This is a genomic window from Fibrobacter sp. UBA3718, assembly GCF_002371935.1.
Taxonomy (GTDB): domain Bacteria; phylum Fibrobacterota; class Fibrobacteria; order Fibrobacterales; family Fibrobacteraceae; genus Fibrobacter.
This window is the reverse complement of record NZ_DFHR01000008.1, coordinates 74,635-99,401: the sequence shown is the minus strand read 5'-3', so window position 1 is coordinate 99,401 and position 24,767 is coordinate 74,635. Positions and strand designations below refer to the sequence as shown.

The 24,767-nt window shown below is 46.7% G+C and carries 5 protein-coding genes; 4 read left to right on the top strand and 1 reads right to left on the bottom strand.

From position 1 onward, the window contains the following. Nucleotides 1-247 precede the first annotated feature (247 nt). Nucleotides 248-574 (top strand): DUF3467 domain-containing protein, encoded by a 327-nt coding sequence (locus tag B4A77_RS02315; RefSeq protein WP_290737937.1) that lies wholly within the window; start codon nucleotides 248-250, stop codon nucleotides 572-574. Nucleotides 575-687: 113 nt separating this feature from the next. Next, nucleotides 688-1,800, top strand: a complete 1,113-nt coding sequence (locus B4A77_RS02310) for an FISUMP domain-containing protein (protein WP_290737934.1) — start codon at nucleotides 688-690, stop codon at nucleotides 1,798-1,800. Nucleotides 1,801-1,874: 74 nt separating this feature from the next. Here B4A77_RS02310 and B4A77_RS02305 read toward each other — a convergent pair whose 3' ends face one another. After that, nucleotides 1,875-2,351 (bottom strand): hypothetical protein, encoded by a 477-nt coding sequence (locus B4A77_RS02305; protein WP_290738025.1) that lies wholly within the window; start codon nucleotides 2,349-2,351, stop codon nucleotides 1,875-1,877. On the opposite strand from B4A77_RS02305, the gene B4A77_RS02300 reads away from it, so the two are divergent. Together B4A77_RS02300 and B4A77_RS02295 are read left to right on the top strand one after the other, a co-directional pair. Further along, nucleotides 2,269-2,997: an FISUMP domain-containing protein gene (locus B4A77_RS02300; protein WP_290738022.1), complete on the top strand. Its 729-nt coding sequence runs from the start codon at nucleotides 2,269-2,271 to the stop codon at nucleotides 2,995-2,997. The genes B4A77_RS02305 and B4A77_RS02300 overlap by 83 nt on opposite strands. 116 nt (nucleotides 2,998-3,113) lie before the next feature. Next, a complete protein-coding gene (locus B4A77_RS02295) occupies nucleotides 3,114-24,767 on the top strand; it encodes a calcium-binding protein (protein WP_290737932.1) in 21,654 nt (7,217 codons plus the stop codon).

Sequence of the window (24,767 nt, the reverse complement as noted above, 5' to 3'; positions counted from 1 at the left end):
AGAATACTTCGACAAACTTGTCAATAACGGACAAAATAGTATTATGTTGTTTTTGTATTTGAGGATAACTTACGCTGTCATACCATGTAAAATAATTTTTTACAAGATGCGTTAAACGTATGTCAGAAATGAAGATAAGAAATGTTGTATGCTTTTTGTAGTAAATATTTTGTCTGTTATCTGATAGTGAACAAAATAATTTACTAAAATTACAACAAAATAACAAAAATCATATTGGAGATTTTATATGCCCGAAAACAAGAAAGTCCAGAATGAACAGCCCGAAGTCGTGTGGAACGATTCCAACATGAAGAGCCTTTACGTGAACGCCACCAACGTGGTGGGCGGCCGCGAAGAAATCATGATGCTCCTGGGCCTGAACCAGGCATGGAGCATGGGGCAGGCCAAGGTGAACGTGGATATCGCCGAACGCGTGGTGATGACCCCGTACACCGCAAAGAGGCTCGCCATCATGCTCGCCGCGACGCTCAAGGCCTACGAGGCCAAGTTCGGCACCATCGATATCGGCGTGCAGACCGACGCATCGAAGGCTCCCGCAGCAAAAAAGGCTTAAATTTTAATAATTTTTGGATAGAAGGAACGAAGAGCATGTCTATCATTAGAAAAGTACCATTTGGTCATGTGGTAACCACATTTCTGCTGTCATCCTCGCGCAGGCGAGGATCTGTGCGTCTTGTGTTTGCTCTTGCATTGACGCTTGCGCTTGCCGCCTGTGATGACGACGAGAGCAGTTTCGTGCGGCCGGGGGATGACTCCTCGTCGAGCGTCTGCGAGGACTGCGACGATGCCAGCAGCAGCTCGGTAAAGTCAAACTCTTCGTCCAGCGCGAAGTCCTCTTCGAGCGTTACGCCGAAGTCGAGCGTAACTGCGAAGTCTTCTTCTTCTGTCATCCCCGCCTCGAGCGGGGATCTCCAGTCCTCTTCAAGCAAAAAAGAATCCAGTAGCAGTGCAAAATCGAGTAGCAGCTCGGTGAAGTCAAGTAGCAGCATTGCTTCGAGTAGCTCTGCAAAATCCAGCAGCAGCGCGAAGTCCTCTTCCAGTAGCGTCACGCAGCAGTCCAGTAGCAGTGAATATGTGCCGTTCGATCACTCCGATGCTTTAGCGGAAGATTGGCGTATTGGTGAAAATCGTTATAAGACATTTACGGATCCGCGCAATGGCCGTAGCTACTACTATATAACAATAACGGGTACGGATACTGTGCGTAAGGTTGCCTCGGTGACTGTAATGGCTGAGAACTTGAATATCGGCGATATGGTGCTCGGCGAAAACGACCAGAATGACGATACCAAGATAGAGCGCTATTGCTATAACAACGATACCACCAAGTGCGACGAATTTGGAGGCCTCTACCAGTGGGCTGAGATGATGCAGCTGCCGAGCCGCTGCAATACTGAAAGTTGTGCCGATTTGATTCAGCCGAACCACCAGGGAATCTGCCCCGATGGCTGGAGATTGTTTAATTTTAATGATTATGTCATAGTGATAAATGCCGAAGGAAATGATGACGGCGTCAAGGGAATGCGTTCGATGCATGGTTTCAGTGGAACGAATAGCAGCGGATTCTCCTTGGTTGGCGCAGGATTGAGAAATACAAATGGAACATTTTCTGGCTTAAAGGATAGAACTGCGTGGTTCCGTCCAGAGGAATATGCCGAAGAACCGGATATTCGTGCTCACCACGGACTCATTGGTTCATCAGGTTCTGCACCACAGCAAAATCACAGAGAACTTAAAGCAAAAGGTTTCTCCGTCCGCTGTACTAAACTAGAAGAATAATTTTTGGGGGTGGAGTTGACTTTGAAAAATAAAATGCTACATAAAAAACGATTGTCATCGTGGAAAGGTATAGGTCACATCGGTGTGACGTTCTTTATTGCGAGTCTCTTTCTCTTGGCAGCTTGTGACGACGAGAGCAGTTTCGTGCGGCCCGGGGAAGATTCCTCGTCGAGTGTCTGCGAGGACTGCGACGATGCAAGCAGCAGCTCGGTTCGTTCGTCATCCTCGGCTCCGGTCGAGGATCTATCCAGCAGCAGCGAGACAAAGGCGTCCAGCAGCAGCGTGCGTTCGTCATCCTCGGCTCCGGTCGAGGATCTGTCGAGTAGCAGTTTTGCAAAATCGAGTTCAAGTGCGAAGTCGAGTAGCAGCTCGGTGAAGTCAAGTAGCAGCATTGCTTCGAGTAGTTCTGCAAAATCGAGCAGCAGTTCTGCAAAGTCTTCATCGAGCGCGAAATCGAGTTCTTCGTCGGTGTTGAGCAGCAGCGAGTATGTGCCGTTTGACCACTCCCAAACATTGGCTGGTGCTTGGCGTATAGGTGAGGATAGATACAAAACTTTTACGGATCCGCGTAATGGCCGTAGTTATTACTATATAACAATAACGGGTACAGATACTGTGCGTGAGGTTGCTTCGGTGACTGTGATGGCTGAAAACTTGAATATCGGTGAAATGGTGCCTGGCGAAAACGACCAGAACAATGATTCCAAGATTGAACGCTACTGCTACAATAATGATACCACCAAGTGCGACGAGTTCGGTGGCCTTTACCAGTGGGCCGAGATGATGCAGTTGCCGAGCCGCTGCAATACCGAAAGCTGTGCCGACCTTATTCAGGAAAATCACCAAGGAATCTGCCCTGATGGCTGGAGGCTGTTTAATTTTAACGACTATGTCATTGTCATAAATGCTGAAGGGAATGATGATGGTGTCAAGGGAATGCGCTCCACATATGGTTTCAGTGGAACGAACAGCAGCGGTTTCTCGCTGACCGGCGCCGGCAAGAGAACCAAAAAGGGGGGGTTTGAACGGTTAAAACAGACTATTTATTGGTTTTATCCACAAGAACACGAGTATGATGAAAATTTGTATGTGCGTAATGGGTATATATCTTCGACAACGGATCATGCTCCGCAAGCAAGTGATGGAGATGAAAAAGTTTTTGGATTCTCTGTCCGCTGTACTAAGCTAGAAGAATAATCAAAATTTTTGAAAATGATAACAACGCACCCCGAGGTGCGCTGTAGTTGTTTTACCTTAAACGGAATTTTTCACGAATTCCACACGAAAAGTTTTAACTAAAAAAGGCCAAAATCATGTCCAAGAACGTTAAGTCCAACAACAAGAACACCAAGAAATCTGCTTCCAAGGCAAAAAAGTTCACCCGCAACAATTACAAGATCGAATCCCTCGAACCGCGCCTGATGATGGATGCCGATTCTGGATTTGACGCAGAGCACTTGAATGACTATGCGGAGCAGATTGAATCTATTTCCGGTAACATTGGGGAGCAGGTCTCTGCCGCGGTGGATTCCATCGATGGCTTCGACGCTTTGAAGCTTGGCCTCGGCGAATACGCCGGCTCCTTTACCACGCTGTTTGGCGAAAGCGTCGATACCCTGAAAACGACTATTGCGGATAAAGTAAACGATGTGCTTGCTCAATCATTGGATATGGCCCACACGGCCATCGAGCAGGCGAATGCCAACCTTGCAGAAGGTGTTGACCCTATTAGCAAACTGAGCCTTTCGGAACTGGTCGATACCTACGTGAAGGATTTCCTTGAAAGCGAACAGGGCGAAGCGTACAGGGGACTCACGTTCTCTGCGGAAGGCTCCAAGCTTACGGTCGGTATCGACCTTTCCGAGACAAAGTCTCTTGAAAACCTCGGCGTCGATCTCGGTTCCTGGGGCAAGGTGTCTGTGGACGGCTCTGCCAATCTCTCTGCAGCTGCCCAGGCTTCTGTTTCTGTCGAACTGGACAAGGACGGGAGCGGTTCTCTTCTTGATAGCGCGGTCGATGTCGAAATCTCTGCCCCGCAAGTGGGAAAACTCGAAGTCTCTGTCGATATTCCCGGTGCCAGCGCTAAGTTCATGAACCTTTCTGTTTCTGAGATCGAATCTGCCGACGAACCTAGTCCGGACTTGAGCCTCAGTTACACGCCCGACGAAGGTGTGACCAAGAATGTCGACCTGGAATTCAAGGTGGAAGAAACTGGAAATCTCCCGTTCTTTGTGGCTGGTGACGGTGTCTTGAAGGTGTCTACCATAGACGGGGAACTCGATGTCCAGGTTCCCGAGTTCAAGCTGAACAAGGACTTCTCCTTAGGAACGGTGCTCAAGGCTGTTGCAGCCAAGAAACTGCCTGTTCTGAACAGCATAAAGATTCCTGTTGGTTCGGGTGAACAAAAAGAGGAAATGTCGGTAGCGGAATTTGCCTCTGAACTGGAAGATTTCTGGAGCTTCGTTCCCGGTGCAATCTATGGTTCTATTGAGAACATGTCGATGAACCTCGCCCAGCTCAAGTCGTCTATCGATTCGTTCGTGGCGGCCAATATTGCAGAATGGGGAGATGTTTTAGATAGTTATGCGTTTGATGTAGAGGGTAACACGAAGGCCCTCGTTGAGGGCGAAAATAGCCTTGTCATGCAGATCAAGCCGATCGCGGGCTCGTTCGATAAATTGAACCTCGGTATGTTCTCGCTGAAAGGTGTTGGTGTAAGCACCGAGATTAATGTGAAGTTTACGTTCAACATGGATGCAGAAGGGAAAATTACGTTCGGTAATGTCGCCCTGCAAGATTTGAACGTGAATATGCAAAAGACGGATATCGAGAGCGTCTCGCTGGAGGGAATCAGTGCGGTTTTCAAGAATGGAGCGTTCGGCTTGGAACTTTCCATCGTCAATAGAAATAATCGTCTTGATGTGGATAAATTTGATGCGGGCTTGACCTACGACAAGCTTGACTTGAACGTTGGCGACGCAATGTTGGCAAGTCTGCCGCAGGGGGCTTTCTCCTATGCCAATGAAAAATGGACGCTGCCCGCCGAGATAACCAACTTTACATCGTTGTTCAGTGAGGAATCTTTTTCGCTGGAGGGCCTGCTGGGTGCAGTCCGGAACGTTCCATACCTTGCCAATTACAAGTTTGCTATAGCCAAGAAGAACCCAGGCGAAAATGAACCGAAGAACTATGTTTTGTCCGTTGTTGACTTTGCTGGTAAAGTTGACGACGCCTGGAAGGGAATCTCGCTTGCCCTGTCGGGTGGTGTAAATGAGGCTGTACAGGGTGCTGAAAACATTGCTGAAGGAGTGGCAATCGATGCCGCTCGTTTGAAGGCTCTCTTTGAAAGTGTCGTCGGTACCAATTTGAGCGGATTGTTCGATAGTGTCACTTTCAAAATGGGCGAAACCGATGCTGTTGACATCTTTGCGGAGGTGATTGGCGAACCGACGGAATTGCCGTCAATTGCGCTGAATGTCGGCTCTAACGAGTTTACGCTAGGCTTTGCAAAGAAAAATATAGCGATGGATGGCTTTAGCATTGATTCTTTCAATGTGAATGCCAAGGCCGATGTTTCTGCCGCTTTGAAAATCAAGCTCAATATTGACCAGAGCGGAAAGGTCTCTTTTGATGGGTTTGATTTCTCCGGCTTCGATATCACATTGTCTTTAGAAGACTTTGCTGATGCCAGTATAACAATTTCGTATGTCGACGGGGAATGGCTGGCTAGCGAGTTCGATTTCGAATCCATAATTGAAGGAATCTCGCTGAGTGCCGTTCTTGATCCTGTTATTAAAAATTTTACAAATAATAAATCTATCCCGAATCTCGATTTGAAGGTAAAAGAAACTCAGACAACCGTTTTGGGTATCTTAGATTCTGTTTCCAATACGTGGGAGAACGTTTCCAAGGCTTTGAAAGCGTCTGTTTCTTTGCTTGGAAGTGGAGACCCGAAGGTTGCCAAGCTCGATGCCGATGCGTTGAGAAATAAGTTTGCGAGCCTGGTTGAAAAAGATGGGGCTGATGAGTTTAAGAATATTATCGACTGTATAAAAATTGTTCCGTCGGGCTCTATGCAGGAATACAATGTATGGGGTAGTGAACTGCAGTCTGCCGTGCTGCCGACCTTTACAGGCAAGGAATATACTTTCGTTTTCTCGCTCCACGAAACTTCGCTTGACAAGTTAAAACTTCCTCTCTTCACTTTGGATAATACTCTTGGTGTGGATTCCGAGATTGCCATAAAGGTGACTATCAAAGCTGTTGACGGAAAAGCCGATTATACACTTGGATTGGAAAAGCTCGGATTTGGCGTAGATATTGGGGGTGCTGTTCAAGGTCTTCCGTTTGCAATCAGCGGAGATTCTTCCGTGAAGGTCTCGTATGACGTCACTGATGGCTGGAAAGTGGACTACCCGGAATTCGAGTTGGGCGGAAATTTTGCGCTCAAGGCTGCTATCACTAGCTTGCTTGAAAATGTAGACATCCCTCTTGAGTTTAAAATAGGAGAAGAACAAAAAGCAGTTGACGATCTTGCTAGCATTATCGTTTCGGATGCGGAAAGCGCTCATAACGCTATAGTGCAGGCTCTTTACTCAGGTGCAGCGAAATTGTCTACTGGGGCGACTTCAAGTATTGATGTGACGATTGAAACTTTGAAGGGGGCTCTGAGCGATGTTCTTGATAGTGAATCAATATTTAAAAGCGTCGAAATTGTAAAACAGGGCTCTAATGCAGGCGATTCTGATAATCTTTGTCCGGTTTTTGGTGAAGGAGAGACTGCTGAGACGGTCCTGAAATTCTCCATTGACGACAGCAGCCAGTGTGCCAAACTTACGTTCAGATTTACTCCTGAGAAGAGTCTTGAAAATGTAAGTTTTGCAGGTGTCAATTTGGGCACGGTCAACATGAGTTGCCCGTTCGATGTGACGCTGACCCTTCATGTTGAGAATGACGGCTCGATAAACTTGAATGGTGTCAAGTTCGACGAGATGACGTTGGAGTTGAAACAGCAGAAAGATAAGAATACAATTTCACTGCCTAGTGGACTTTCTGCTGAACTCGAAGGAGAGTCTTTTGAATTCAAGGCGAGTATAGGTGGTGAAAATCAGGGGATTGATGCATGCCGTTTTCAGTATGACTCTCTTAAACTGATGTACGGTCAAGTCACTTTGCTTGAACAGAAAAAGCCTGAAGACACTACAGATAAACCTGGATTCAGTTATAGTGATGGAAAGTGGAATTTCCCCGATGAAATTACCAATTTGGAAAACATCCTTTCGCCGAAAGACCTCTTTGGCGGCATAGTTAATATTGTTGAAAACTTGTCGATTCCGTATCTTGGAAATGAATTTAAAATTGGCGATGACTCTTACACGATTTCGGGTATTCTAAATAAAGTCAATAATTTCAAAAATAACGTTCTTCTTGCTCTTCGCAACCAGATTGCCTATGCCGATGATAATTTTACCTTAGATCTTGGTAAAGCTAAAACGATTGTTGAAAGTTTTGTTAGTACAAATAATTTGGGGGATTTCTTCTCGGAAATTAATCTGAAATTTGGCGAGGAAAATTCCTATGACCTTCTGGCTGAGGATTTGTACGAGACCCCCATTAATATAGATGGAGGTGTATTTACTGTCGAATTGTGCCCGAAAATTAAATGTGTGCAAACTGATTTGGGTGATTTCGAAATTGAGGCTGCTTTTGCAATAGAAGTTTCCGTTAGCATGGATGGAGAATCTGTCGATTTTGGTTATAATTTTAAACAATTTGAACTGAAAGCTCCTGGTATAACAAGCAGTAGCCTTGGTGGGTTGCTTAAAATTGACGATGAATGTTTAAAATTGACAGTTTCTGCTAATGAAGTTAAGATTTCCAAGGTTGAACTGAATGATGAATTTGATGTTGGATCGATCTTGTCGTTAGAAGGCATTCTTGGCGTCTTAGATAATATTAATATTCCGTTCATAAACCAGCCGAAATTTTCTGTGCTTGGTCAGGACTATAGCATACCGCAAATTGTCCAAAAACTTGATGAATGTTGGAAAATTGCGCAATATGGTGTATACGATGCTTTCGCCGATGGAAAACTTGACTTTAACAAAATAAAGGATGCGTTCTCTGGTTATGTCAATGGCCTGGTGCCTTTGGATAAAATTCAGATTTTGACAAAAGAGTATTCAGAAAATTGGGATGGCACTAATCTGGTTGATTTGCTCGGCGCAAATACGATTGCCGCCCAATCTCTTGCTCTGGAAAAGGGTGAACATTCCTTGCTGTTTGCCATTTCTCCCAAACAACTCCAGTTGCTTGGCGATGGCGGCTTCAATTTGGGTATTTTTGATGTTGCGTCGTTAAGTGCGGAATGCACGGTATATTTAAAACTTAATATTAAAGTTGATAAAGATGGAAAACTTTCCATTAATAACGTCGATTTGGAACGTGTAGACCTGGATTTTAGCACTTCGCTTGATTCGATGAATTTAGGCCTCTTTGAAGTTGAGATTGATGGCGGGAAGGTTGATTTTAGCGTTTCCATCGGAGATGGCGTAAAGCCCAAAGAGCTGAAATTGGGCTACAGCTCCCTTACTTTGAAAGCCGGAGATTCGTTTGAACTTCCTAAGATTACGAATGAGGATGATGACAACTTTTCATACAATTTTGACTCAAGGGAATGGGCGCTTCCGAATAGTATAAAGCAATATATGTCTCTTTCAGGAGACTCGCTGATTAATCAGGTCCATGTGGTGCTGAATTCGCTACAGTCTGCTCTGCGTAGCATGGTTGAAAGCAAGACCAAGCTCGACTTCCTTGACGGCTCTATTGATAAGGTCGTAGATATTGTCGATAAGGTTGAAGCGGTTGTTTACGGGGATGGTTCTGAAAACTGCGATTTCGGCCTCATGAAATGTGTGGAAGGCCAATACCAAAAGAATTTTGGTACTATACAGCAATTTGTTGAAGTATTTAACAAATCTTGGAAAATGGTTTTCTTTGGTGGTGAAGGGGATGACGTTGTTAGTCTTGTTACCCCAACTGAAGAAAACGCCAAAAATGTTAGGCTAAAATTCGAATTGAAGTTTGGTGTCGGAAAGGCATTCGGGCTAGACTTGGCTCATGTGCTGAAGGACAAATTGGAAAATGTTTCTACACATGGGTACGTTTCAATATCGGGAGATGCTTCGATTGCATTTACATTGAATATTGATTTCAGTGGCGAAAAATTAGATGGAAATGCGAAACTTTCTGATATTGGTTTGTTCCAGGTTAAGAAAAAAGATGGCGTATTGACGGCTGTAAGAGAAGTTGACGGCGATGAAAAGGTTATTTCCGAAAATGAAGGGTATGTCACTTATGTTATTCCCACAGAAAAAACCTTTGATGAAGATTTGTTCATCAAATTAACTTCGAATGTTAAAGAAACAGAAGGTCGATCGGAACTCGGAATAGTTAAGATAAAAGAAGGGGTTTCGTTAAGTTCTTTAAGGTCTGACTGGTACGAAAATTCACCATCTGAAACGGATTTTGAAATCTCTTACACGTCGTCAAGGCAAATTGTTATCACATCAAAACAAGAATTTGTTATTGAAAAGGGTGACAATCTGGATAAAAAGACCTCCGGTGGCGATTCCTTTGCCGAATTGAAGCTCTCCGGTACGAACCTGCAGACGATGTACAAGGTTCAGAGAGATGATGAATGGACTATTCATGTTCTTAAATCTGGAGAAGACAGTCCGAAAGATGTAAAAATTAAGAAGGTTGATTTTTTTCAAAAACTTGGCGATGGATATATTCAGGGTAAAAATCTTAAAGATCAATTGAACGAGTATCTTTCTATTCAGAATACTGTTGATGAAGTGGATAAGGGTCGTTCCATCATGAACACATATGGCTTGTATGTGGTGGATGTGACTGGCGAACAAATTATTTTCGGTTGCGATTCTCGAAGAATTCAGGGAAATCTGGATACCGACAATATCCTTTATTACCTTTATGATAATGGCGCTGAAGATGGTAAAAAGATTACCTACATGCGAATCTCCGGTGAACTTACTCCTTCGATCGGAAAGCATGGGGCGCTTGTCAAAGGTACTAGTGATACAAATAAAGTATTTATAGAATTTGACAAGGTCGTTGATGAAGCTTCTGCGGAAGAAAAATTCAAGTCCCTGTATTCAAAATATGTATCTATAGATGTTCCTGATGATTTAGGCGATGAATTTACATTCACTAAAGACTCTTTGAATATCAAATTTGTAAAAGTAAAGAAAGAAGGAAGTAGCGACTGGAGTATTTCGCTAGAGAGCACTGATAATACAGCATCTGTCGAATGGTTCGATCATATCTTGGAATTGAAATTCGCCGATGCTAACGATGATTCTGAAACAATATATGTCAACACGGAACATTGTTCTTCGGTTTCGTCTCTTGCAAAGGCAATTAACGATACGATAGACAATTGTACGCAAGGCGATGATATTCTTTCCAAAATATCTTCGGTCAAGGTTGTTAACGGGACAATTGTATTCATTGTAAGCGATTCGAATATTGAAATTGATAGTACTAAGGCTGATACGACTGATTTTAAGGTAAACGATAAAAAGGTCGATTTCCAAAATTGCTTGTATGCTGCCAATTCGCTCAAGTCGCAGACACTTGGTAATCTTCTTTATGAGATTAACAATCAACTTGGTGACGACTTTAAGATATCCATTGAAGACGACCATTTGGTAATTGAAGGAAAAGACGTTTTTACCCTTGAATCCTTCGGTTCCAGCAAGGCTCTTGAATGGCTTGGTTTTACTTCGGGCCAGAAAGCCAAAAAGAACAGCGAACAATACCGTGTCGTAGGCTCTGCGCTCCAGAACCTTGACTGGTCGAAAAAGATTAGCCTTGAGGGGGTCAAAATTGAAGCAGGCCTGACCCTATCGATGGGAACCAACCTGCACGAAATTGATAAACTGTCTAAATCAGGAAATTCCGTTACTCTTGAGCTTAAATCTGCAGAAGATGATATTAGAGCAGATGTTTCTTATGCTGTAGGCGGTTATATTTCTGTCGGTGGCGATTATTATAAAATAGAAAACGTTGATGTCGAGGCAGGCTCTCTTACTGTATCGACGCTTTCGATTAATGGGAAGACTCTTGCTAATGCCGAAAAAAAGGAAACTTGGGAAACAGCAAAGTATGCGGCAAGTGCGTCGGCTTCGTATAAGTTTGTTGGAGCAGACCTTATTGCGAAAGGTGAAGTTGGGCTTGAGTTAGAATTCGGCTTGGAAAAAGCTGAAGAGAAAGATCCGAATAATATATTTGGGTATAAAGTAAATCCAGTGACGCTGGAGCCTGTTGATGGTTCAAATGAATTTTTTGCAACAGCTTATGCTGATTTGCTTGGTTATGACATAGAACTGGCTGAGGTGACTCTTGAGGTTGTAAAACCCAATGGGTTTGCGAAATTCGAAGACAGCTCAAATACTCAATTGAAACAAGATAATTACAGGTTGGCTGGTGATGTTCAGGTAGGTGGTGGTGTAAAGGATCTTCTTGGCACTTTCGACAACTTCTCGATTGAGCAGCTCTATGCTGTGCTTGAGAATCTGATTGATCGCATTGATGATGTTGTAAATAATAAGGAGATTGCTAAACAAAAGATTCCTGTCATCAACAAGTCTATTGGGGACTTGGTGACTGTGGCGAACGACTTGCGCAGCATTGTCTCTACACTCCGTACCGAAAATATTACGAACTTCCAGCAGTTCGGTGATTTGCTGAACAAGTATCTTGATAAATTCAACCTCAAATCGCATACGGAAGGGCAAAAGCTCTTTAACATAAGGTTTGACTCAAGTAATAATTCCATTTTCTTTGATTTCGATGTGGCGAAGGCTATCGGCGTACGCCATAGGTTCAGCTTTGGCGAAACGGATTCCGGCGTCCAGGGAAACATTGACTTGGATGTCTCGGGTAATTTCTGGTTTACGCTTTCTGCACAAGTCAATTTCAAAGGGGACTTCGACCTTGTGCTTACGGAGCCAATCCAGTTTGGTGCCGAAATTGCAATTTCGGGCGACAAACTGAATTTCGATTTGGGTGTCACGGGCGGTGGCAGTGGCATGCTCAGCAACTTGATTTCTGTTGGCGAGAATAAGGACCAGCAGTCGTTTATTTACGGTGAGGCCGCTTTCCTTGGTTCAATAGGAAACTCGGAGGAAAGTCTTCTTAATTTCAATGATATTGGTGAATTTAATCACGTCATCCCTATCGTTATTTTCGGGCGTCTTCCGATTACCGTATGTGAGATGTCCTTGGGCGATGTCCTTGTGGGCCGATTCAATAATAATGCCGTTGAATTAGTCAATTGCACGTCTTTCGATAATGCTCAAAACGAAGTCGAAAAAATAATGGGTGCTATCAAGGATGACTGGAAAGATGGTGAACTCACCGACGCAAATAAAGTTTATGACAGCTTTGATTTTGGCCTGAGGCTTGGGAACGAAGACAATAAATCTCAGTTCGATGGGCGGTTGATTGCTGACTTCTCGAGTGTGTACGAAAGGATATTGGAACTCGCCGATTTTGCGAACATGGACTGGTTCAGCCAGATTAAACTTGCTGTGTCTGGCTTGAATAACCTGTTCGAAATGCTCGAAAGCAATATCAACGGCGGTATGGCTAGCTCCATCAAGTCCGTGCCTGTGGTGGGTTCGGCCTTGAGTACCGGTGTCGACTTCTTGAGCGAGTTGAAGAACAAGGTTCTTGACCCGTTCTCGAAGTTTGTTTACGAATCGACGGGCTTGACAGCCGAGATGGTCGCGAAAAAGATGAACGACCTGTTTGGATTGGGCTTTTTCCTGACTCCGGAATATGATGTCGGTTCAGACGATGGCGATTCCTACTATTTCGGTTGGAACGGAGATAAGACCGGGTGGAAACAAGTCGACGGAAAGGGGACGTGGTACCGCAGCACCAAGGAATCGGCGGAATGGTACTTCAACCTGGGCGGCGTGTATGAATTCGGGACCTCGGTGGGCTTTGATCTCGGCTTCCCCGGACTGGCGCTCGCCGCGGATGGCGGTCTCAATCTCTCGCTCTCTTGGGCGCTGGAATTCGGATTCGGTATCTCGAAGCAGAATGGTTTCTACTTTATCTTTAACGATGGCAATGAAATCAATGTCAAGGCTACGGCTGAGTTAGATGCTGATATAAGCGCCTCGTTGGCTGGGCTCGGCTTGACGTTGTCGACAAAGGGAAAAGATAAAGATGGTAATAATCACAAAGCTGCTGTTGAACTAAGTTTCGGAGTCGACTTGAATAATCCGAGTGATTCTCCGGCGGAGACATATGATTCCAGACTTGGCGCTTCGGAGCCGCTCGATGCGGATGGAGTGAAAGAATGGATTACAAAAGAAAAGACCGATGATGATCCAGATGATAAGATAAAAAAATTTACGAAAAAATACGGCTTGGTGAAGATGTCCGATGCTTTTGCCGTGCCCAAGTTTGACTTTGAAGCGACTGTCGATATTTATGCCGGTATAGATGTCGGTGTCGGCAAGGATGCCGGCCGCGATACGCCCAAGTTCCCTAACATTTCGGGTGATTTTGAATTTGATTGGGCGTTCAAAGAAGTGTCGGGCGTAAAAAAACCGACTATCAATTCCCTAGCTTTCAAAAATCTTGAATTCGATATGGGTTCCTTTATCGGGGGCGTGCTCGGGCCAATCGTTTCCAAGATTCAGACGGTCATAGAACCGCTTGAGCCGCTTATCGACTTCCTGATGACCCCATTCCCAGTGCTCGATGACCTGGGAATCAAGATAACCCCGCTCGACCTTGCCAAAAAATACAGCAAGGGCAAGTTTGATGACGGTATGATTTATGCCATCAAGGACTTGATTTCGATTTCTAAGACGATTTCGACTTCCAATGGCACTGGACTTAAAATTAGTCTGGGTGATTTTGAGTTGATAAAGAAAGTTGGTGATAATGCAAATGCCGAAGATTTCCTTAAGGGAAAGTCCTCTAGATCGGCAATAAACGATAGTATAAAAGAGTATGCTAAGGGTTTGGAAGATTCGAACATTGCTACCGATGCCCAAAAAGAACTCGAAGATCAAGGCTTCAAGTTCAAAAACGACGGCGGCTGGAATTTTATCTGGAACAATCCGTCGAAGATATTCCAGATGCTGCTTGGCGAAGATGTTCCCCTTGTCGAATACACGATGCCCACGCTCTGCTTTGATTTTGACTGGAATACGTTCGTGCGCATCTGGGGTCCGCTCGGTGCGCGCCTGGGCGTGACGTTCAACGCCTCCATCCAGCTCGGCTTTGGTTACGACACGCTGGGTATCCGCCAGTGGATTAGCAGTGGCCGTAAGGACTATGGCCGCTTGCTCAATGGCTTCTATGTGATGGACAAAGACAAAAATGGAGTCGATGTCAACGAACTTTCGTTCTATGGCGGCTTGACAGCCGCCGCCGAACTCAATGCTGGCGTGAGTGCCGGTGTCGGTGGCGGTGTGGGCATCAACGTTGGTTTCAATCTGTTTGACCCCAACAAGGATGGCAAGGTTCGCCTCAGCGAAATGAAGCAAATCATTGGCGAATTGGGCTTGTTCGGCATATTCGATGTGAACGGAGCGATTACAGCCAAACTCTATGCGTATGTGGATTTGTGGCTTACCACGAAAAAGTGGAATATTACGGGCGACATAACCCTGTTCAGTTTCAATTATGAACATAAACTTGCGCCGGTGATGGCTTCGAAGAATGACAATGGCAATATCGTTGCGCACATAGGTCCGAATGCTGGCGACAGAGTATCGACTGACAATGTGAACACTTCTCTTGAAGACGGTGATGAAGCGTACATAGCTACATTGAAGAAGGATGATAAAGCGAATACTGCTGAAGTCCTTTGGAATGGAGGCCAAAAGAGTGTAAAGACGGATCAAGGAAAATGGCATCAAATTAATGGCGATGCCGGTGATGACTACATCAAGTTGTCCGGGGTTGCTGGCCTTAATCTTGAAATTTATGGTGGCGAGGGTGACGATGTAATCGACCTTTCCGAGCTTGATTTGAATGGCTATACCGTAATTATCGTTGGTGGTGCCGGTAATGATACCATTATTGGTGCTAATGGTGGTATGAATATCATCTATGGCGATGATGGGTATGTACCTCCCGAAGAAGAACGGAAAAAGAGCACCACTTGGGATGCCGAAGGGTCTGTAGTTGCGGGCGCATCCGGTAATGATACAATTATCGGTGGTGACCGCGCTGATGTCATTTTCGGTGGTGCCGGTAACGACAAGATCAATGGGCTTGGGGGGGACGATTTTATCTTCGGTGATGGTGGTAAGATCCATATTGAAGGTAATGCTATCTCTAACCCCACTCGCAGCGATATCAGCCTTGATGGCGGCGACGATTTGATCATTGGCGGTGAAGGCAAAGATACAATCTATGGTGGTTCGGGCAACGATCGGATTGACGGTGGCTCCGGTAACGATACAATCAGGGGTGAACGCGGAAACGACCGTATATTCGGTGGCTCGGGTGAAGATTATATTTATGGCGGTTCCGGTCACGATATTATTAATGGTGACAAAGTGGAAACGACAAAAGTCACCGATAACTTCAATAAGGATTTCTTCAGCAAGGAACTTATTGCAAACCAGTTTAGTAATGATAACTATACCGTTTCTAATAGTGAGTTCAAGTTCGATGTTGATTCGGACGAAAAACTAAAAAAATGGGAAAATAAACTTGAGAAGTCTCATTCTGTTGCGAGTAATAATGATTCCGGTAGCGACGGCATAGACCACATCTATGGTGGCGAAGGCGATGACCTGATTTACGGCGCCGGAGGAAACGACGTCATTGAAGGTGGCATCGGTAACGATGTCATTGATGGCGGTAATGGTGACGACAACATCCAGGGTGGTATCGATAATGATATCATCTATGGTGGTGAAGGAAACGATGTCATCGATGGCGGCGCTGGTAATGACAGCCTGTATGGCGATAAGGGAGTTGCTAGCGGTTATACTAAAGGCTCAGACGCGTTTAATGGAGAAAAGATCACCTTTGGCGAAAATCTTGGCTTGGGCGGAATATTCTACAAGGATGCCAAAAGTGGGCCGACTGACGGAAATGACAAAATCAAGACCGGCCCCGGCTTGGATTTCGTTGATGGCCAGGGTGGCAGCGACCAAATCTTCGTGAACTTGATGGGCGGAAGCGAAACCAGTTATGTGAACATCACCGATTCTGGAGAAGGCCAGTTCGATAGGGATGTGCTCACTATTGAAGCCACGGAATATGCAGACAACTTGTTGATGCGAATGAACGAAGCTGGGACTCTTGGTTTTGTAGCGTTGTTGCCTGAAGATGGTGACGTATCTAGCACGAATGCCAATAAGAATATCGAACGCGTCAACTTTACGAATGGTATTGACGTTGTTAATTTGTATGCGAACGGTGGCGATGACAAGGTTGTCGTTGATGGTACTGCGGCTGTAACGAATATTGATGGCGGCGCCGGAAACGATACCTTCCAGGTTGGACAGCTCTACAACTCCGATCGAAAGGCTGGTACACAGAGCATTGCTTCTGAAGATGGATTCAAAACTATTCAGAATTCCGATGGAAAATACCTGAGTGAAGGTGTGTCTGAAGGTTCTAAGTTGAGCATTGATGGTGGTATTGGTGATGATACCTTTACCGCTCTGCGCAACGTCGGTTCTTTGAACATGGCTGGCAGCCGTGGCAACGATGCGTTCTCGGTATACAACTATAAGACTATGAGTGGGGATATCGTTGTCAACGGAACTCGCTCGATTGATGGTGGAACCGGAATAGATAGCGTAAATGTCTATGGCACCGAAGGTGACGATACTGTTGTTATTACGAAGGAAGGCTTGCTTTCTGAATCTGGTGGTATCAAGGTTGCCGGTGTAGAATACTCGAATTTTGCAGCTGGTGCGGGTGACGATGAATTCTATGTCGCCAGCAACAATGCGGGTGAGACGACTACGATAAACGGCGGTCATGGCAATGATACCGTGTCTGTTGGTGGTCTCGATTTGGATAGTCGTCCGCTTCGAAATGCCGATACCGATGGTCAGACCAATACTTTGACATATGAAGTGTTGTCGGCTGATTCTGATGATTTGGATGACGATGAAAAGAAGATCTGTTTTGTAAATTCTGATTTGGAAGACAAAAAGTATCAGCAGAAATTTGTTGTGATGGATACGAGCGCAGCTCCTGCCGTGTTTGTGTCTACTTCTGAAACATATATTGCTGATAATGGGCTTGTCATTCAGGAAGGTGGAGTTGGTTCGTTCTTTGTCGGCTATTCCGGAAACCTGAAAGAAGGGTCGATTACGGTCGACTTGAACATTCCGTTGCTTTCCACGTCCATGCTTCAGGCTGGTGACAGGGGAATCCTGATTAAGAAAGATTCTGACACAACATATTCGGATCATGTTCAGATTGTCTTTGATGGAAAAAATACGCAACCGGTAAAGATAAATGTCAAGGCCCTTTCGGATTCTTTGTCCGAAGAAGATGTTGTCAAGTCAATTTCGTTGAGCAGCGTTTGGACTTATACGAATAAAGGCGAAATACTTAAAAAACTGCTTTCCAAGTCTGCAACGGCATTCTCGCTGAGTGTTAAGGATGATAAAAAAGTCTCCAAAAATGACGAAGCGAAGAAATTGCTTACGAGGACCGAGGAGTACACGATTGGTGGAAGTGCTGTTGCTCTGGGCGAATTTGGCGTCGAATTGCATGGTGCGAATAAGTCGAACATCCATGTTTATCTGGAAAATAGCGATAAGACAATTGAATATACCAGTATAGATGACAAAGGTGTTTTGACCATAAAGAATTATACAAATGACCTAAAAGATAAGGTTCTTATCGTTAATTATCGTTCCAATACAATGAAACTTGATGGGTCGAAAATCCATCTTGCTTACGATGATGTTGCCAGTTTGTCTTCTGTTAAATATGGAACCGAGACTGTCTACTGTGGCGCAGATAAAGCATCGAAGGAAAAGAAGGATATTTATTACGAGCTGAACGGAAATGTCCTGGTATTCTTCAATACGTCGAACCAGCAACTCGCGACATTGCATGGTGAGGTTTCTGTTGGTTCAGGCACGTTTGCTGGTGCGGAAACGAATATCCAAAATGGTGATTCCTTCAAACCCTGCGATTTCTTGACGATTAAACGCGTTGGTGATACTGCTCAACAAAATCAGTATGTGCTTGCTGAAAAGTATCTCGAGACGGAATTGAAGGATGGACATCATGTTCCGACGGGAAACACAGAACGTGATACGAGTTGGAACTCCATGACTTTCGATATTACATACAACAAGGATATACCTGACGGTAAATCGTTGTTTGTTAAGGTGTCTGCTTCCGAAGTTATATCTAAGATGTTGGACGGAAATAAAGAAGTTCAACTCTTGATTTATGATAATAAAGACGGAATAGCGAAATCTTCCGTTGTTCTGGAATTTAAGAAAGGGTCTGCATCAAATACAATAACTGTTTTCGCAAAAGCAGATGCCATTGATGAAGAATACGGTATCGTTACTTTCGATGGAAATAGCGACAAGCGTATTAACCAAGTTGAAGGCATTGTTGATGCTTATGGTAAGGGAACAAGTGACATTGCCGGTGTCGATAATCCGGAACTTCTCCATTATAATCATAAGATTGAAAGCGATTCCGGCTTTGTTTGGGCTTCGAAGTTTAATGAGAAAAATACCTTTGACTTAGAAAGTTTGGCTAGCGTGAAGTCTGTTTCTGGCAATACAGTCATTGTCGAAATCAAGGAAGGAGAGATTCCTACTAAGGGTGGTACGGTCAAGTTTGTTTCGGAAAAGAACGAATCAGAATGGTTCCGTATTGATGATTTCACTAAGACAGCGGACGCTTACACTCTCACGTTGAACAAGTCTATTGAAGCTTCCTTGAACGGATTCAAGGCTATGTTCGCTGGGCAGAAGGATTACCTCTTTGAAAGCGAAGACGACTGTGTTGATCGTATATTCGTGAATAACCAGGATTCGAATGTCGATGCCAACAGCGCTCTTGAAAATGCCGATGTGGAAAATGTTGACGATTCCGTAAAGTTTACGCATACGGAACTTAAGGAAAAGGTTGTTGCAAGCGAGTTCGAATTTGGTGAATTCAATCTTGGAACAGGAAAAGACACTGTCAATATCTCTAAGACCATTCATGGCCATGTTGATCAGACTACAGAAAAAGAATTCCAGACGTTCACGGTCGTGAATACCGGCGACGATAAAACCGATAATCGTGAGACCGATGATGATATTACCGTTACGGATTATAACGCTAACGACGGTCAGCTGGTTATCAACGCCCAGGGCGGCAACGATAAGATTACTGCAAAGGGAAGCTTGATTACCAAGGACGGTATGGTTGTTCTGGGCGGTGCGGGAAACGACACCATCGATGTTGATAAGGGTATTATCGCCTTTGGTGACAAGGGTAACATCCAGTATATGGATGGCAATAATGTCGTTACGGAGCTTGGCTATTATAAGGAAGACTCCGGTGAGCATAAAGCGGGTGATGTTATTTTCACAACTATTCCTAAGGATAGAGATAGTAATTTCATCCAAAAGCAGACCGATGGCATTGCCCGTGGGGCGACTTCTATTGCGTCCGTAATGCCTAACGAGGGCGGAGTCGATAAAATTACTGCCGGCGGACAGATGAGTGTTGTTGTCGGTGGCTTTGGTGGCGACAATATCTCTGTAACCGGAGAAAAGAACGTTGTTCTTGGCGACAATGGTGTGGTGAACTTCCATAACGAAGGTTCGGCAACGTCTTGGCGCGAAAATAACATCGTGGTTAGCCTCGAAAAGGTCCAAACAACAAATAATTCTATTGGAGAGAAAGATACCATTGGTATTGTCGGTAGCCATAACGTTGTCATGGGCGGAAATGGTGATGACGATATCACCATCGGCGAAGCCGGCAAGGGAAATGGGACCGATAACGTTGTCCTTGGTGACGGTGGTGGTGCCAACTTTACGCCGGGTGTCGCTACGACCGAAAACTTTATGGTCAATGCTGCGGTTGAATCCGTGAAGACTGAGGAAGATTCGGTCGGCGCTGGGGACACTATCGAAATCTATGGCGGCCAGAATACTGTTATGGGTGGCGCTGGTGCCGATATAATCACGATCGGCGAAGAAAACAAGGACGACAGCGAAGAAGTCAAGATCAATGGTGATGAAAATGTTGTCCTTGGCGATGGCGGCTCCTATGTTGTCGACAAAGATAAGGGCGAGGTGAAGGTTCATACTCATGATCTGTCGGTGACTGAGGATAAAGAACCTGATTTTGTCGATACAATCACTATCCATGGTGGTCAGAATACAGTCATGGGTGGCGTTGCCGGCGATAATATTGACATTTATGGTGCCGACAATATTGTCCTCGGCGATGGTGGCGAATCTATCCGCGAATGGAATGCGGATAATGAGGTCTACGATTCCATCAAGTCTGTCGAAACGACGGACGATAGTAATGGCGGCATCGATACCATTAACATCCATGGTGGCAAGAATGCCGTTATGGGTGGTGCCAAAGGCGACAAGATTACTATTGGCGACGAAGTCGAGGAGGGTAAGCCTCAAAATGGCAATGAGAACGTTGTCCTTGGCGATGGCGGCTCCTATGTTGTCGACAAAGATAAGGGCGAGGTGACTGTCAAAACGTCTCGAGAAGAGGTTGATGACTCTGTCGTTATCCATGGTGGTGAAGATACCATTAAGATTTATGGCGGCCAGAATACCGTTATGGGTGGTGCCATGGGCGATGGAATCGATATTTACGGTGCCGACAACATTGTCCTCGGTGACGGTGGCATCGCCGTTCGTGAATGGAACAGCGAGAAGAAGGTCTACGAGGCGATCAAGTCCGTCAAGACGACTGACGATGAAAATGGCGGTGTCGATACTATCAACATCTATGGCGGCCAGAATGCCGTGATGGGTGGCTTTGATGGCGATAACATCACTATCGGTACGCAGAATGGCGCAACAAGCGATAACAACATCGTGCTTGGCGATGGAGGCGAATACAATAACGAAGCTTCTGATTCGGCCTATATCCAGACTCAGAGTGATGACATTGGTGGCGAAGACCACATAAAGGTCTATGGTGGCCACAATGTCGCTATGGGCGGATTTGCTGACGATGATATTGAAATCCACGGTGGCGAAAACGTTGTTCTCGGTGATGGTGGCGTTGCCAATTACGACAAGAAGCCTGATGCGGCAACGGTGAATGAGTTCATCAACTCCGGCCTTCGCTACGTCGAGACCACGAGTGATGATATCGGCGGTCACGATGATATCGACATCTTTGGCGACACGAATGTCGTTATGGGTGGTGCCGATGGTGATATAATCGATATTGCCGGTAATGACAACGTTGTTGTGGGTGACGGCGGCAGGTACGATATTTACGATACATATCGTACAGTGCAGACCAAGTCCGAACATGACGGTGGCCATGATGTTATCCATACCAACGATGGGAAGAACATCGTGATGGGCGGTATGGATTCCGACGAAATCACCACGGGAGCCGGCAACGACATCATCCTCGGCGACGGTGGCTTCGCGAAGGTCGATCGCGACTTCAATGCGATATATGTCACCAACGAAGGCCGCAACATCGAAACGCTTGACAAGGACGAGCAAGTCGTTGTCCGCGAAGACGGAACGGCCGGGGCCGATACGATCATCGCTGGCAATGGTGACAACGTTGTCTTTGGTGGTCTCGATTCTGACGATATCACGACGGGCAACGGCCACGATGTGGTGTTCGGCGACAACGCCTACGCGACATTCCGCGGCAACGCGAACGAGGCGTTTGAACAGGTGGGCGACCGCCAGAACGTCCCGGATGTCTACGAAGAGGCGACTCTCAGCTTCAACTTCCAGGGTGCTTCGCAGACGGGCCTCAACGCGGGCGACTTTGTCGGTGCGTACAACGAGGAAAACGGCGACGATTACCGCAGCAGCAACTGGAACAACATCTCGGGCTCGCTTGCAGGTACATACGGCAACGATGACCGCGAAGTCGTGAACATGGATAACCTCGATGCGACGGGCGAAAAGTCTGCTGTCGAAACCCGCGTGCGCGCAAGCGGCGTGAGCGTGAGCTACGGCGGCATCGAGAGCCATCGCAACACGAGTACGGACAACCGCATCAACCTGCAGGCCTACAACCTTGGCCTCTGGAATGCGCAGTACGACAAGAACGCGAAGCTCATGAATTCGGGCCTGATGACGACTGCTCCCAACGCGCAGTGCGAAAATAAACTCGATGTCCAGATGGACGGCCTTGCCCAGTACTTCACGAGCTACAGGGTGGTGGTGTACCTCGACATCCCGGATTCTCATTCTGCGGCAAACAACAGCATCCGCAAGGTGAGCCTGTATACAAACGATTCGGAAGATCCGATCAAGACCTTCTATGTGAAGGACAATGCGGGCCACAACTTCCATGGTTCCTACGAACGCTCGACTGCCGAAACGGCCGCTTCCGCGATGGAAGCGAACTACGTGGTGTTTACGGTCGATGAGGGCGTTGCTGCCGACCGCATCCGCGTGGTTATCGAGGAGGCGGATCCCAATGCCCAGAACGGAAAGAACCTCCCGGGCATCGCCGCTATCCAGGTCAGGGGCACGCTCCACAAGCAGGATGTCGCCGCTACGACCGATATCGATTTCGGCGGTAACGATACCATCCGTACCGACCTCGGCGACGATATCGTGGTGGGCGGTACCGGCAGCGACGATATCACCACCTTCGGTGACGAACGCTACGGCATCCACGACAACGACGTTGTCTTCGGCGACAACGCGAAGATTCTGCTTACCGACCGCGACAGCGACGAATCTACGGCTTCGACCATCTCGACTGCGGAATCTGTGGCCATCACGAACATCGATGCGATTTACGATGACCTCATCAAGACCGGCAATGGCAACGATACCGTTGTGGGCGGCATCGGTGCGGATACGATCAATGCCGAGGCGACTGCGGCCGCCGACACGATGCTGGACGACATCAACGTGCTCTCCATCAACTTTACCCGCGAGCATTCCGATTCTACGGACGCGATTGCGCAGGGTGAGGCGGCAGGCGTCGTGGTGGATACCGACTGGCACAACTTCTACCGCAACGACCGTGGCGTCATTGTATCGGAATCTGTGCGCGGTCAGGAATCCTCTCCCGAGTACAACAACAAGATGAACAGCCTTTCGAACAACCCCACGGCAAGCAATCCGTATGCTGTCGAGGAGGGTATCGAGGTTCAGCTTTACGGCAAGAACCACGGGCAGCGCCAGACCGTCGCAAGCTTCACAATCGAGAACTACGATGAACTGGATGGTGACACTTCGAACTCGAAGCTGTTCAATACCTACCTTGCGGCACAGCAGAGCGAAGAGATTGTCCTGAAGCTCAAGAACATGAACAGCTTCGTGAGCAATTCGAACAATACGGTTTCTTCGACCTACGACCTCTACATCTACCTCGGTGGCGACAACAACGATACCGATACGTACAACTACCTGTACCAGGTGAAGTTTACGGGTCACAATGGCGTGTCTCAATACCGTTACCTGAACGACTGGACGGGCCACAAGTTCGACGGCGACTACAAGGAGGCTACCTGCTCGTCGCAGACCGAAGCCGAACGCATGCTGCAGATGGCTTTGAACGAGTCGGCCCATGATTCGGCGGCTCCGCGCCTTGAACTGGTGGGCAACTACGTGGTGTTCCGCGGCGTGTCGGGCGATGTCGCCGATATCCGCATCAAGAACATCTACACGAGCTCCGGTCAGCATCCGAAGAACCTCCCGATGATTTCGGCGGTGCAGGTCGTATCGGGCGATGGCCGCTATGCCGGCGAAACGGACCTCGGCGGCGATCACGACAAGGACCTCGTCTATGGCGACGACGCGAAACTCGTATTCGACATGGATGTTCCTTACGATGCCGATGTTGCGGATGTCTCGAAGTTCAAGAATCGCGTTATCGAGGCCAAGTCTGTTGCCATTGAACACGATGCGGTGACTTCGATTTCGACCAACGATACGATCACGACGGGCAGGGACCGCGACGTGGCCGTGGGTGGCGAAGGTGCCGACACGATTACGATGGGTGAAGGCGACGATATCGCCCTCGGTGGAAGCGCGAACCTCGTGCTCGAACACAACAACCCGCTGGGCGTGTTCACTCCCAATACCGAGATTGCGCTCGACCAGCATACCATCGACACGACGCAGCACCAGAACTACCTCGACAACGACAACGCGAACGTGTGGCAGTTCCAGAGCAGGCTCGACCAGAACCACATCCAGGGTATCGATACTTCCGTGTCGAACGAAAACGACCGCAAGGATACCATCGATGTTGGCGAAGGCAGGAACCTCACGTCGCAGGGCTCCGACAGCACAGCGCAGCTTGTGGTGCCGAAACCCGTGATTGTCGATGACGACGGGCAAGAGGGCAGTGGAGAAGCCTCTACGCCGACGCCTCCGGTTGTGGCTCCAGACGACGGAACGGTGGTGATTGACCAGGAAGGAACTTCGACCTTGGTTGAAATTGCTGCCGGCGAGACTGTGGAAATCGTGATTACGGATTGGGACGAGGGCAACCAGTATTACCATCCGAACGTATTCCTGCAGTTGAACTGCTCCGACAACACGAGGCATAAGCTGTCTGTCACCTGGGATGGTCAGCAGACTGACCCGACGGTGTATTTGCAGAACTATGCAGAATTCGACATTCCTGATGTGGCAACTGTCGTGGGTGAACACAAGATTGTCTTGAGAATTACTTCTAGAGACACCATCTCGCTCATGGCAACTGTTGCTCATCGGTAA